We start from the raw sequence: 13,295 nt of genomic DNA, 5'->3' as shown, positions 1-13,295 counted from the left end.
TAAGTCGCTCAAAAGAACGCCTGTATCCCCGTTTGCGCCCGTCCCAGGATCAGCGCGTGCACGTCATGGGTGCCTTCGTAGGTGTTGACGGTTTCCAGGTTCTGCGCGTGGCGCATGACGTGATAGCCGATCTGGATCCCGTTGCCGCCATGCATGTCGCGGGCCTGGCGGGCGATGTCCAGCGCCTTGCCGCAATTGTTGCGCTTGACGATCGAGATCATTTCCGGCGCCATCTTGCCTGCATCGAGCAGGCGCCCGACGCGCAAGGAGGCCTGTAGCCCCAGAGCGATCTCGGTCTGCATGTCGGCGAGCTTCTTCTGGTAGAGCTGCGTGCCGGCCAGCGGCTTGCCGAACTGCTTGCGGTCCAAGCCATACTGGCGAGCGCGATGCCAGCAATCTTCCGCCGCGCCCATCGAACCCCAGGAGATGCCGTAGCGGGCCCGGTTGAGGCAACCGAAGGGTCCACCGAGGCCCTTGGCGTTGGGCAGCAGCGCGTCCTCGCCGACCTCGACGCCTTCCATCACCACTTCACCGGTGATCGACGCGCGCAGCGAAAGCTTGCCGCCGATCTTCGGCGCCGACAGCCCTTTCATGCCTTTCTCGAGCACGAAACCGCGGATCTCGTCCTTGCCGTTCTCCCCCTTCAACTTCGCCCATACGACGAACACGTCGGCGACCGGCGCGTTGGAAATCCACATCTTGGAGCCGGAGACCTTGTAGCCGCTGGCGGTCTTTTCGGCGCGGGTCTTCATGCCGCCGGGGTCGGAGCCGGCATCCGGCTCGGTCAGACCGAAGCAGCCAATCCATTCGCCGCTGGCAAGCTTCGGCAGGTACTTCCTGCGCTGTTCGTCCGAACCATAGGCATGGATCGGGTACATCACCAGCGACGACTGCACCGACATCATCGAGCGATAGCCGGAATCGACGCGTTCCACTTCCCGCGCCACCAGCCCGTAGGTGACATAGCTGGCAGCGAGGCCACCGAACTCCTCCGGAATGTTGATGCCGAGCAGGCCGGCCTCGCCCATCTCGCGGAAGATCGCCGTGTCGAAGGTCTCGTTGAGATAGGCTTCCTCGATACGCGGCGCGAGCTTGTCGGCGGCAAAGGCGGCAGCGCCATCGCGCACCATGCGCTCGTCTTCCGAAAGCTGGTCCTCGATCAGGAACGGGTCTTCCCACACGAATGCATTCTTGTCGGCCATGGCTTCTCGATCCTTGAAACAGGTGAAGCCCGGCTTATCGGCTCGTGGCCTGAAAAAATCAAACGAAATTGCTTCGCGGATCAATGAGCGTTAGGAATGGATCATGAGTGTCCAGCGCCGCCTTTTGCCCAATATCAGCGCCCTTGCCGCCTTCGAGGCCGTGGCGCGGCTTGGCTCCTTCACCGCCGCCGCCCAGGAATTGGACCTGACCCAGGGCGCGGTCAGCCGCCAGGTCAGGCTTTTGGAAGATCAGTTCGGCCGGCAGCTGTTTGAACGCGACAGCCGCAATGTAAGGCTCTCCACGGCAGGTGAAATCTACGCCGAAGCGGTACGCTCGGCGCTTGGCCAGTTGCGTGACGCAGCCCTTGGATTGATGAGCAATCGGCATAGTGGGATCTTGAATCTTGCCATTCTGCCGACTTTCGGTACGCGTTGGCTGATGCCGATGATCCCCGATTTCGTCGAGAACAATCCCGACATCACCATCAATTTCGTCACCCGCGTCGGGCGCTTCGACTTCGCCCGCGAACGGTTGGATGCCGCCATCCACTACGGCCTGCCGGACTGGCCGGACGCCGACTCGACACTTCTGGTGCGCGAGACGGTGGCACCGGTGGTGTCGCCCGACTTCCTCGCCGGCCGCGCCATCGCCACACCGGCCGACATCGGCCGTTTGCCGCTGCTGCACATGACGACGCGCCCGGGGGCCTGGAGCGAATGGTTTGAGCATCAGGGCCTGAGCGCGCCGACCGGGCCTGGCATGCAATTCGAGCAGTTCGCCACCGCCGCCCAGGCTTGCATGGCGGGCCTCGGCGTGGCGCTCTTGCCGCAGATCCTCATCGAGGGCGAACTGCAGCGCGGCCAACTTGTGCCCGCGCCAGGCCAACCGATGCAAAGCCGCAATGCCTATTACCTCGTCGTCCCCCACGACAAGCGCGGCTATCCGCCGGTTGCCAGTTTCCGGGACTGGCTGCTCGGCCAGCTTGAGAAGGAGCCGGCTGTTCTGGCGTGGTAGCTACTTTCGCTTCAGCGCGTCCGCCAGCGCGGCGCCGAACGCACCTTGCTGTGCCGGCCGCTCCGGCTGGCGTTGCGGCGTAGGCCCGCGTGGCGCCGGCCTGCCGCCGCCATTGTCGCGCGGCCCGCCCTTCGATGCACCGCCCTCGCCGGCATCCTTACGCATGGAGAGCGCGATACGCTTGCGCTTGATGTCGACATCGACGACGCGCACCTTGACCACGTCGCCGGCCTTGACCACCTCATGCGCGTCCTTGATGAAGCGGTCGGCGAGCTGCGAGACATGCACCAGCCCGTCCTGGTGCACGCCGATATCGACGAAGGCGCCGAAAGCGGCGACATTGGTTACGGTGCCTTCCAGCAGCATGCCGGGCTTCAAATCCTTGATCTCGTCGATGCCATCGGCGAAGGTCGCCGTCTTGAAGCCGGGACGCGGATCGCGGCCGGGCTTCTCCAGCTCCGCCAGAATGTCGCGCACCGTCGGCAAGCCGAACCGCTCGTCGACGAAGACGCGCGGGTCGAGCGCCTTGAGCGCGGCACTGTCGCCCAAAAGCGAACGCACGTCGCGGCCGCAGGCGGCGACGATCTTCTTGGCCACGCCATAGGCCTCCGGATGCACCGACGAGGCATCGAGCGGTTCGCTGCCGTTGGCGATGCGCAGGAAGCCGGCGGACTGCTCGAACGCGCGCGGCCCAAGCCGTGCCACCTTCAGCAGATCCTTGCGGCTGGCGAACGGGCCGGTCGCATCGCGATGCGCGACGATTGCATCGGCGAGCGACGCGCCGAGGCCTGAAACCCGCGCCAGCAACGGCGCCGAGGCGGTGTTGAGGTCGACGCCGACCGCGTTGACGGCGTCCTCCACCACCGCTTCCAGCGAGCGGCCGAGCCGGTACTGGTCGACATCGTGCTGATACTGGCCGACGCCGATGGATTTCGGCTCGATCTTGACCAGTTCGGCCAGCGGATCCTGCAGCCGTCGCGCGATCGACACCGCGCCGCGCAGCGACACGTCGAGGCCGGGGAACTCGGCGGCAGCCGTCGCCGAGGCCGAATAGACCGACGCTCCCGCCTCGCTGACGATCACCTTGAGCGGCTTCGGACCGCCGGTCGAAGGCATGTCGGACAGCATGTCGGCGACCAGCTTCTCGGTCTCGCGGCTGCCGGTGCCGTTGCCGATCGAGATCAGCTCGACCTTGTGCTGGCGGATAAGTGCCGCAAGTTCGGCCTGCGTGCCACGCACATCGTTCCTCGGCGGAAACGGATAGACCGTCGTCGTCGCCAGCAGCTTGCCGGTGCCATCGACCACCGCCACCTTGACGCCGGTGCGGATGCCCGGATCGAGCCCCATCGTCGGCCGCGAGCCGGCGGGAGCCGCCAGCAGCAAATCCTTGAGGTTACGGGCAAAGACATGGATCGCTTCTTCCTCGGCCCGCTCGCGCAGGTCGCGCATCAGGTCGAGCGTCAGGTGCAGCGACAGTTTGATGCGCCAGGTCCAGCCTGCCACTTCCATCAGCCAGCGGTCGCCGGGCAGGCTGGCACCGATGGCGTAGGCGTTGGCGATCATCCGCTCGACCGGCTTCACCGGCGAGCCGTCATCGGCATCCACCTCGATGTCGAGCGACAGCACCTCCTCGTTGCGGCCGCGCAGCATGGCGAGCGCGCGGTGGCTTGGCACGGTCGCCCAACGTTCGACATGGTCGAAATAGTCGGAGAATTTCGCGCCGGCCTCCTGCTTGCCGTCGACCACCCTGGCGCGCAGGAAGGCGCGCTCCTTCATGTAGCTGCGCAGCTTGCCGACCAGATCGGCGTTTTCGGCGAATTGCTCCGACAGGATGTCGCGCGCGCCCTCGAGCGCCGCCTTCGCATCGGCCACCTCGCCGGTGACATAGGCGAGCGCGACGTCCGCGGGCACCAGCGCACGGTTGTTGAGAATGGCTTCGGCCAGCGGCCCCAATCCACGCTCGCGGGCGATCTCGGCCTTGGTGCGGCGCTTCGGCTTGTAGGGCAGGTATATGTCCTCTAGCTCCGCCTTGGTCGCGGCGCCCGCGATCTTGGTTTCAAGCTCTTGCGTCAGCTTGCCCTGCTCGCGGATCGAGCCCAGGATGGTGTCGCGGCGCGCGTCGAGTTCGCGCAGATAGACAAGACGCTCGGCAAGGTCGCGCAATTGCGTGTCGTCCAGCCCGCCGGTCACTTCCTTGCGGTAGCGTGCCACGAACGGCACCGTCGCCCCCTCATCGAGCAGTCCGATCGCCGCGGCCGCCTGTTCCGGCCGCGCCTTGATTTCGGCCGCGATGATGGCTGCGATGCGCTTGATGTCGGATGCCATGTCTTCCCACTCTCGTCGAAAAGAGCGGCGACCATAAGCGCAGACATCAGGTCCGCCAACCGCGACGTTTTCAACGGCGGCGGAGGTCCACAGGAAAACGCGATGCGTTCACCGGATCTGGGTACCGCAGGAATTTGCTGATACTGATGTCTGCGCCGCCCCTCACCTGCCTGCCGGCATCCTCTCCCCGTACAGTGACGGGGAGAGGGCGCTGTCATCGCCGATTTCGCCAATTGCCAACGGTGCAAAGGGGCGCCGCGGCGTAGCGACTAGATCCCTTCTCCCCGTCACTATACGGGGAGAAGGTGCCGGCAGGCGGATGAGGGGCAGCGCCGACATCACCAATCGCACGCGACTGCCCACTTAGACCATCCGGCTCAGCGCCTCGAAAAACGCAACGATCTCGATATCCAGCGGATCGTCGACCGGCTCCGGCTGCGACGACATCTTAGCGATCACCACTTCGGTGCTGGGATCGACATAAAGCCACTGGCCATGGATGCCGATGCCGCAATACGCGCCATTTTCGAAGCCGGTCTGGTACCATTTGTTGCGGTAGCGGCCTTTCGGGAACAGCGGCAGCATGGCACCGCGCCGCCAAGCTTCCGAGCTGCCGCCGGTGCTGGTGGTGTCGCGCACCCAGGCCTCGGGCACGATGCGGCGGCCATTGGCGGTGCCGCCCTGCCGCATCATCTCGCCGAGGCGCGCCAGGTCACGCGGCGTCACCGAAATGCCGCCGGCGGTGCGTGCCGTGCCTTCCATGTCGACGCCGACAGAGGCCTCGCTGAGGGCGCCAAGCGGCAGCCATAGTTTCTCGCGCATGAGGTCGGTGAAGCGCTGGCCCGAGGCGCGCTCGAGCAGCAGGCCGAGCAGGTCGGAATTGGGCGAGCGGTAGCGGAAGGTCTGGCCATGCGGCTCGGCAAGCCGCTGCAGGGTAAGGATGAATTCACGCAGGCTTTCGGTGCCGCCGCCCGGATTCCACAGCGTCGCGCGGCGATAGCGGGCGAAGGCGCTTTCCGGATCGAGATAGGCCTCCTCGAAGTCGAGGCTGACGCTCATGTCGAGCACATGCCGAACGCTTGCATCGCCATAGGCCGAGCCGGCTGCTTCGGGGATATAGTCCATCACCGGCGCTTCCGGATCGAACACCCCCTCGCCTTCCAGTATGCCGGCGATGATCGCGGTCACCGATTTGCTGATCGAGAAGATGATGTGGCGCGCGCCAAACTCCATATGCGGCGCGAACCAGTCGCCAATGATCTTGCCGCCTTTCATCACCGTCAGGGCGTCGGTGCTGGAGCGCAGGAGGAATTCAGCCACCGTCTCCGGTGCAGTCGCGACCGTGACCTTTTCCCCGAGCAAGCCGTCCATGTCTCGCCGAGGGGCTTCTGCGGCGCCGGGCGCTGCCGCCACCCGGGCGGTCGGCACCAGTTCGCCGAGATTCTGGAACGACCACCGATTGAACGGGCTCACACGCCAGTTGCCGAGCAGCACCTCGTTGCGGCGGAATCCGTATCGAGTCTCGAACGCGGTCTTGCCGGTCATGGCGTTTCCTCCCAGTCCATTGGTCATGAAGCTCAGGCAAGCGCCGCGGCGATGGCGTGCACGGCCTTCAGCGTTGCCCTGGAATAGGCCATGTTGCTGAAATCCGGCCAGGTCGACAGCTTCACCACGACTATTCCTGTGTTCCAGTCGATATGGATCAACTGTCCGAACACGCCACGGCACATCAGTGCCCGCGAGCTGGGATTCTCGATCCAGAACTGGTTGCGATAGCTGCCCTCGGGCAGGCTGGCCGAGAAATCCGGACCATGCCTGCCGGTACGCGTCGCCTCGATCCAGTCCGCCGGCACGATGCCGCCGCCACTGTCGAGGATCAGCTGGCCAAAGCGGGCGTAGTCGCGCAGCGTCGCGTTGAAGCCGCCATCGGCCAGCGCATAGCCGGCGCTGTCGACGGTGAAGCAGGCGCTTTCGTCAGCCCCGAGCTTTTGCCAAAGTTCTTCCGAGACGAGTTGCGCCAGCCGCTTGCCGGTCACCCGTTCCATGATGAAGGCGAGCACGTCCGTCTCGATCGAGCGATATTCGAACGTGGCTCCATGCGGGCGAACCGTGTCCTTCAAGCCCAGGATCAGTTCGAACATGTGCGATGGCCAGCGGAAATCCGGATCGCTGCCCGGTGGCACCGGCTTCCAGCCGGTGGCGACATCGACCTGGCCGATGTCGGAATAGCGGTCGGTGTATTCCTCCGAAAACCGCACGCCGGTGGTCATATCAAGCACATGCTGGACGCTGGCGCCGGCCCACCCGGTCGCGCTCAGTTCCGGCAGGTAGTCCGTCACTGGCTTCGCCGGATCGATCAGGCCGCGCCCGGCCAATATCCCGAACACCGAGCCGGTGACCGACTTGGCCATCGACTGCGACAGGTGCAGCGTGCGCTCGTCCATGCCGTTGAAATAGCGCTCATAGGCTATCCTGCCGTCCTTGAGCACCAGGAAGCCGTCCGTATAGGTCTCGTCGAGCAGACCGGCGAGTGTCGAAGGCCTGCCCTCGCTGTCCTCGACCGCTAGCCCGTCGAGATCGACCTCGGCGCGTTCGAGACGGTGGCGATGGCCAGCGCCGCGCCAGACTTCCACGGTCGGCAGAATTTCCCGTATGTGCTGGAAAGCCCAGCGGTTCCAGGGCGGCCTGTCCCAGTCGAGCCTCGGCGGCAGCATGGCGGGCGGCGAGCCTTGCATGATCGGCGGCCGCGGATTGGAATTGCGATAGGAACTCATGAAAGGCCATTCCCGGAAAGAAAAGGCCCGGCGGCAAGTGCCGCCGGGCCCCTTGGGTCTGTGACTACTTCTGCAGTTCGGTCCAGATCTTGGTGTAGAGTTCCTGCGTCTCCGGAGCGCACATCTGCTGCAGTTCGCCAAGCGGCTTGGCGTCGGCCGGAATGACCACCTCCGGCGCGTCCTTCATGTCGGCTGGCATGTACTTGTCCGAGCCGGTGATGGCGTTCGCGTATCGGTGGAAGGCCGAGAGACCCGCGGCGTTTTCCGGATCCATGATGAAGTTCTGGAACAGCTTGGCGTTTTCGACGTTCTTGGCCTCCTTGAGCACAACGACGTTGTCGCTCCACAGCCCATAACCTTCCTTCGGATAGTTGAAGTGGATGGCCGGGTTGGCCAGCCGCTGGCGCAGGGCCGAACCGTTCCAGTCGCTGGTTGCCTTGAAGTCGCCGGCGCCCATCTTCTCGATGGTGTTGTATTCCATGGCGATCCAGTTCGGCTTGGCTGCCACCAGGAGGTCGCGCACCTTCTTCAGCACCGCCTTGTCGTCGGTGCATTGCTGACCGCCGACATACTTGATCGCCGCGAACATCACGTCGCCCATCTCGGGCACGACGTTGACCTTGCCCTTCAACTCGTCGGGCGTGTTGAAGATGATGCCCCAGGTGTTCGCCGGGCCCTTGTAGGCGTCGGTATTGACGACGACGCCGATCGTGCCCCAGGCCCAAGGAACAGTGTATTTGCGGCCTGGGTCGAAGTCGGGGTTGGCCCATTCGGGCGCGATGTTCTTGGCGTTCTCCATCTTGCCGGGATCGGTCTCCTGGACGAGGCCTTCCTTGATCCAGATCGGCACATAGGTCTGCGAAGGCACCGCGATGTCGAAGCCGGTGCCGCCCTGGCGAACCTTGGCCAGAGCGGTGTCGTTCGAGTCATAGTCGGTGATCGTCACTTTGATGTTGTATTTCGCCTCGAACTTCTTGATCACGTCGGGGCTGGTGTAGTTTCCCCAATTGTAGATGTTGAGCACGCCTTCGGCCCGCGCGAGGCCCGTCGAGGCAAGCAACGCCAACCCCATGGCGGTCGCTGTTGTCTTCCAGTTCATGGTTTTAACTCCCATTGTCGGTTTCAGTCTCGTTTCCTGCTGACGAAGAAAAACAACGTGACGATCGCGACCGAAAGCAGCAGGAAGGCGGTCGATATCGCGTTGATCTCGGGTGTGATGCCGCGGCGGATCTGGCCGAGCATGTAAGTGGGCAGCGTGTCCTGACCGCCCGATTTGACGAACTCTGTGATGACCACGTCATCGAGCGAGATGACGAAGGCCAGCATCAGGCCGGCCAGGATACCAGGCCACAAAAGCGGCAGCGTGATGCGGCGGAAGGTCTTCCATGGCGTCGCGTAGAGATCGGCCGCGGCGCGCTCGAGCGTCAGGTCCATATTCTCCAGCCGCGCCCGGATCGGCAGATAGGCGAACGGAATGCAGAACGCCGTATGCGCGGCGACCAGGTAGCCGATGCCGGAATAACCGGTGAAGATCTTGATGCGCGAGAAGAAGATCAGCAGCGCCACGCCGGTGACGATCTCGGGCACCATCAGCGGCTGGTTGATCGCCGCGTATTTGAAGGTAAGGCCGGGATACGACGCCGTGCGCGTGGTGGCGAGTGCCGCCATGGTGGCAAAGACGGTCGACAGCACCGCCGCGATGGAGCCGATCTGGAAGGAACGCAGCGTCGCGTCGATGACCTGAGTGTTCTGGTATGCCGACTGGAACCATTTCAGCGAAAAGCCGCCCCATTCGGATGTCGAGCTCGCCGCGTTGAAGGCGTAGATAACCAGCACGATGATGGGCAGATAGAGGATAACGAAACAAGTCGCCGCGATCGCGGTGAAACCCGGCTGGTGCTTGATGGAAAAGTTGCTAGCCATGCCGCACCCCCGACTTCCCGGCATTGCGCACATAGGCAAGCAGCGCCACCATAACGATGATCATCACTGTGATCGACAGTGCCGAGCCGAGCGGCCAGTTGCGGCCCTGTCCGAACTGCAGTTCGATCAAATTGGACAGCATCATGTTCTTGCCGCCGCCGAGCACGCTCGGCGTCACATAAGCGCCGAGCGCCGGAATGAAGACCAGGATCGAGCCGGCGATGACGCCGGGTTTGACCAGCGGGAAAATGATCTTCCGCAGCACCTTGAAACGCGTCGCGTAAAGATCGTAGCCCGCCTCGACCAGCCGGAAATCGAGCTTCTCCATGCTGGCGTAGATCGGCAGAACCATCAGCGGCAGGTAGACATAGGCCATGCCGATCAGGATCGCCGTGTCGGTGTAGAGGATCTGGACCGGCGCCGAGACGATGCCGAGCTTGAGCAGGATCGTGTTGACGATGCCTTCGTTGCGGATGATCTGCAGCACGGCGAAAGTGCGGATCAACAGGTTGGTCCAGAACGGGATGGTGATCAGGAACAGCCAGAGATCCCTGGTCTTTTCACTGCGCGTCGCCATGAAGTAGGCCGTCGGGAAACCGAGCGCCAACGTGGCGAGTGTCGTCACAACCGCAAGCTTGATCGAGCGCCAGAAGATGGTGACATGCGCCGCCGCCAGCGACAGCGTGTCGTCGAAAATGTCGCGCTCCAGGAACACCGACGTCCAGGCATCGCCCGAGAACTGCCATTTCACGTCGCCATATGCGCCCGGCGTCAGGAGCGAATAGACCAACACGATCAGCAACGGGCCGGTCGCGGCGAACAGAATGACCAGCAGCGCCGGCGCTGACAGAAGCCAGCGGTCACGGACATCGCGCCGTTCCGCTGCCTTGGCGACTTCTTCCGCGGTCGCCATTAGTCCCTCAGCACTTGCGCGGCATCGTTGCCGATCATGATGCCGACCTTGTCGCCACGCTCGAAACCGCAGCCTGCGCTGCGCGTGTTCTGCTGGCGCACGGTGAAGGCCTCGCCGCTGTCGAGATGGACGTGGATATGCGTGTCGGTGCCGAAATAGACGATGTTCTCGACCGTGCCCGACACGTCGCCCTTGTCCTTCGTCAGCTTGGCGTGCTCGGGCCTTACCACCACCGTGGCGTTGTCCTTCGGCTGAAAACCTTCGGCAACGGTCGCCTCGATGGTCGCGCCGGATTTGAGCGTCGCGCGCGCCTTGCCGCTGCCGATGCCCGATATGGCGGCGGTGAGGAAGTTGGTTTCGCCGATGAAGTCGGCGACAAAGCGATCCGCCGGCTTGTCATAGATATCCCAGGGCGAACCGACCTGAAGGATCTTGCCCGACGACATCACAGCGACGCGGTCCGACATGGTCAGCGCTTCTTCCTGGTCATGAGTGACGAAGATGAAGGTGATGCCGGTCTCGTGCTGCAGCCGCTTGAGCTCGATCTGCATCTCCTTGCGCAACTTGTAGTCGAGGGCTGAGAGCGGTTCGTCGAGCAACAGCACTTTCGGCTGCGGCGCCAATGCCCGGGCCAATGCCACGCGCTGCTGCTGGCCACCGGAAATCTGGGCTGTGCGGCGGCCGGCCAGCGCTTCCATCTTGACCAGCTTCAGCATCTCGGCGACGCGCGCCTTGATCTCGGCCCTGGGCTTGCCCAGCATCTCCAGGCCGAAGCCGATATTGTCGGCCACCGTCATATGCGGGAACAGCGCGTAGGACTGGAAGACGGTGTTGACCGGGCGCTTGAACGGCGGCAAGGGCGCGATGTCCTGACCGTAGAGCAGGATTTCCCCGGCGGTTGGAAAGTCGAAGCCGGCGATCAGCCGCAACAAGGTGGTCTTGCCGCAGCCTGAGGGTCCCAGCAGCGTGAAGAACTCGTTTTCGCGAATGGAGACCGAAACCTTGTCGAGAGCAGCGACCTGCCCCTCACCCGATCCGAAAATTTTGCTGACGTTTACTACTTCAATCGCATTCCGATCCGGTTTGTCCGGCACGATTACGCCTCACTGTTGACCCCGCTCTTGCTGGCGGAGTTTGTCCCCTGTTGGATGTGACCACATGGCCGGTAGGTTGGCAAGCCCGGCATCGAATCACAGTTCAGTCAGTCTTTAGCCAGCAAGCCTCATGCCATTATCGGGCCTGATAGGTGACCTTGCCGCCGCAGATCGTCGTCACCGGCCGTACCTTGTGCAGATCGGCCGGCGCCGTCTTCTCGATATCGGCCGACAGCACCACCAGATCCGCCATGTAGCCGGATTTCAGCATGCCCTTGCGATGCTCGGCGAATTCCGCATAGGCGCCCTCGACCGTGTAGGCGGCGATCGATTCATGCAGCGAGAAGCTTTGGTCGGGATCGCTTTCTGCCCATGGCTTGCGCAGCACTGCCGCCTGAATGCCCAGGATCGGGTCGATCGGCGACACTGGCCAATCCGAGGCGAACACGACATGGGCGCCGGCGTCCTTCAAGGTGCGCCAGGCATAGCTCAGCGGCCAGCGGGCCTGCCCGATGCGCGACACGGTCGGCTCCAACGGGAAATCCATGGCGCCGGGCGGATGCGGCGGCTGCATCGAGGCGATGACCCCGAGTTCGGCAAAACGCGGCACATCCGATGGGGTGGTGACCTCGATATGTTCAACGCGATGCCGGCTGTCACGCTTGCCGTTGGCCTTTTGCGCCGCCTCGTAGCCGTCGAGCACGGCACGCACGGCGCCGTCGCCGATCGAGTGTACCGCGATCTGCAGCCCGCGCCTGTCGATGGCGACCGCCAGGTCGATGAACTGCCGTGGCGTGAACAGCGGCTCGCCGACCCAGTCGGGACGATCGGCATAGGGCTCGACCATGACAGCCGTCCACGAGTCCAGCACGCCGTCGTAGAACACCTTGACCATGCCCGAGGACAGCCATTCGCTGTCGTAGCGTTCGGCCATCACGGACGCCTTGTCGAGCATGTCGAGCGTCATGAAGTTCTTGTAGTGGAAGGGGATCTGCACGCGGCAGGGCAGGCCTTCCTCGGCCTCGATCTCGGCCAGCAGTTCGAGCTGGTAGAGATTGCCGTCCATGTTCTGGATCGAGGTGATGCCGTGGCGCGCGCACCAGGCAAGCCCGCGCCGCATGATGTCGCGGTCGGCGGCGCGTTCGGCGGCCGACGGCATCGGGTCCGGCTCACCGCCGGTCGCCAGGCCCAGCCGCACGCGGCCTTCGCCGGCAAGGTCGAGAACCGGGCCGAAGGCCTCGCCCTCGCGCAATTCGCCCGCTGCCAAGCCATCGTCGCCCATGACGATCTCATTGCCCGGACCAAGCATGCGTCCTTTGAGGATGCCGGCCAGTTCAAGCGCCTTTGTGTTGGCCCACATCGTATGGTGGTCGGGGGCGGCCATGACGAATGGCCGGTCCGGCAGGATCGCGTCGAGATGGTGTCGCGTCACCCGCTCGTCGTCGAGCACGGTGTAGTCGACGCTCTGCCCGACCAGCATCCGCGCATCGGGGTGCGCCACTGCATAGTCGCGGATCGCCTTCCGCAGCGCCTCGAACCCATGCACGCCGGCCAGTTGCAGATGGGCAAGCTCGGCCGCGCCTGAAAACAGATGCATGTGGGCTTCGATGAAACCCGGGATCACCGATCCGCCATGCGCGTCGATCACCTCCGTGTCCGGTCCTTTAAGCACTTCGATGGAGGTGCTGCTGCCAATGGCGATGATGGCGCCGTCCTTGACGGCAACGGCCTCGGCGGCGGGATTGTCACCGTCCATGGTCAGCACACGACCGTTGATGACAATCAGATCCGCATTGTGACCCGCACCCGTAACAGGCATCGCGACTCCGCGCTTTTGACGACTGATTTTAGACCCGACAACCCCGTGCCCAACGACCCACTCCACAGGAGCGGCGCCATGGGACAAAAATAGATGCCAGTACGCTGTCTTCGAAATTTCCCTTGTTATCCCAAGAGACAGTGTGGATAAAGAATGCGACTGATTATTCGCGTTTGTCAACATGCCGGATTTAGAATGTATTGTGGACAGCACGCCCCGCTTGTGTTGGG

General features: G+C 63.7%; 10 protein-coding genes. 1 reads left to right on the top strand and 9 read right to left on the bottom strand.

Translation table 11 applies throughout. The annotated features are described in order from the left end of the window. Positions 1-8 precede the first annotated feature (8 nt). Positions 9-1,202, bottom strand: coding sequence for an acyl-CoA dehydrogenase (locus MESAU_RS10050; RefSeq protein WP_015315939.1), 1,194 nt, complete (start codon positions 1,200-1,202; stop codon positions 9-11). 103 nt (positions 1,203-1,305) lie between these two features. Between MESAU_RS10050 and MESAU_RS10045 the strand changes: the two genes are divergently transcribed. Continuing rightward, positions 1,306-2,217 carry a LysR family transcriptional regulator gene (locus tag MESAU_RS10045; protein WP_015315938.1) on the top strand — a complete coding sequence of 304 codons (912 nt, stop codon included), beginning with the start codon at positions 1,306-1,308 and terminating at the stop codon, positions 2,215-2,217. Here MESAU_RS10045 and MESAU_RS10040 read toward each other — a convergent pair whose 3' ends face one another. The 8 genes from MESAU_RS10040 to MESAU_RS10005 all read right to left on the bottom strand — a co-directional run bounded on the left by MESAU_RS10040 (position 2,218) and on the right by MESAU_RS10005 (position 13,065). Beyond that, entirely contained in the window at positions 2,218-4,542 is a 2,325-nt protein-coding gene (locus MESAU_RS10040) for a Tex family protein (protein ID WP_015315937.1), read from the bottom strand. 363 nt (positions 4,543-4,905) lie between these two features. Beyond that, a complete protein-coding gene (locus tag MESAU_RS10035; RefSeq protein WP_015315936.1) occupies positions 4,906-6,087 on the bottom strand; it encodes a serine hydrolase domain-containing protein in 1,182 nt (393 codons plus the stop codon). Positions 6,088-6,119: 32 nt separating this feature from the next. Continuing rightward, positions 6,120-7,316 (bottom strand): serine hydrolase domain-containing protein, encoded by a 1,197-nt coding sequence (locus MESAU_RS10030; RefSeq protein ID WP_015315935.1) that lies wholly within the window; start codon positions 7,314-7,316, stop codon positions 6,120-6,122. Between the two features lie 64 nt (positions 7,317-7,380). Next, positions 7,381-8,415, bottom strand: a complete 1,035-nt coding sequence (locus tag MESAU_RS10025; protein ID WP_015315934.1) for an ABC transporter substrate-binding protein — start codon at positions 8,413-8,415, stop codon at positions 7,381-7,383. Positions 8,416-8,438: 23 nt separating this feature from the next. Continuing rightward, complete coding sequence (locus tag MESAU_RS10020) at positions 8,439-9,239, bottom strand: ABC transporter permease (protein ID WP_015315933.1); 801 nt, start codon at positions 9,237-9,239, stop codon at positions 8,439-8,441. Continuing rightward, positions 9,232-10,152 (bottom strand): ABC transporter permease, encoded by a 921-nt coding sequence (locus MESAU_RS10015; protein ID WP_015315932.1) that lies wholly within the window; start codon positions 10,150-10,152, stop codon positions 9,232-9,234. The genes MESAU_RS10020 and MESAU_RS10015 overlap by 8 nt, the downstream gene beginning before the upstream one ends. Then, on the bottom strand, positions 10,152-11,246 hold the full coding sequence (locus MESAU_RS10010; protein WP_015315931.1) for an ABC transporter ATP-binding protein: 1,095 nt from the start codon (positions 11,244-11,246) through the stop codon (positions 10,152-10,154). Before MESAU_RS10010 ends, MESAU_RS10015 begins: the two co-directional genes overlap by 1 nt. Positions 11,247-11,382: 136 nt before the next feature. Further along, entirely contained in the window at positions 11,383-13,065 is a 1,683-nt protein-coding gene (locus MESAU_RS10005; RefSeq protein ID WP_015315930.1) for an amidohydrolase, read from the bottom strand. Positions 13,066-13,295 lie beyond the last annotated feature (230 nt).

It is taken from the genome of Mesorhizobium australicum WSM2073, from assembly GCF_000230995.2.
GTDB classification, from domain to species: domain Bacteria; phylum Pseudomonadota; class Alphaproteobacteria; order Rhizobiales; family Rhizobiaceae; genus Mesorhizobium; species Mesorhizobium australicum.
Note: the sequence above shows the minus strand (reverse complement) of the source record. Positions and strands in the feature narration are given on the sequence as shown.

Excerpts from the sequence above, each read along its gene's own strand:
- MESAU_RS10030 (WP_015315935.1), bottom strand. The coding sequence starts at position 7,316 with ATGAGTTCCTATCGCAATTCCAATCCGCGGCCGCCGATCATGCAAGGC.
- MESAU_RS10005 (WP_015315930.1), bottom strand. The coding sequence starts at position 13,065 with ATGCCTGTTACGGGTGCGGGTCACAATGCGGATCTGATTGTCATCAAC.
- MESAU_RS10035 (WP_015315936.1), bottom strand. The coding sequence starts at position 6,087 with ATGACCGGCAAGACCGCGTTCGAGACTCGATACGGATTCCGCCGCAAC.
- MESAU_RS10025 (WP_015315934.1), bottom strand. The coding sequence starts at position 8,415 with ATGAACTGGAAGACAACAGCGACCGCCATGGGGTTGGCGTTGCTTGCC.
- MESAU_RS10045 (WP_015315938.1), top strand. The coding sequence starts at position 1,306 with ATGAGTGTCCAGCGCCGCCTTTTGCCCAATATCAGCGCCCTTGCCGCC.
- MESAU_RS10040 (WP_015315937.1), bottom strand. The coding sequence starts at position 4,542 with ATGGCATCCGACATCAAGCGCATCGCAGCCATCATCGCGGCCGAAATC.
- MESAU_RS10015 (WP_015315932.1), bottom strand. The coding sequence starts at position 10,152 with ATGGCGACCGCGGAAGAAGTCGCCAAGGCAGCGGAACGGCGCGATGTC.
- MESAU_RS10020 (WP_015315933.1), bottom strand. The coding sequence starts at position 9,239 with ATGGCTAGCAACTTTTCCATCAAGCACCAGCCGGGTTTCACCGCGATC.
- MESAU_RS10050 (WP_015315939.1), bottom strand. The coding sequence starts at position 1,202 with ATGGCCGACAAGAATGCATTCGTGTGGGAAGACCCGTTCCTGATCGAG.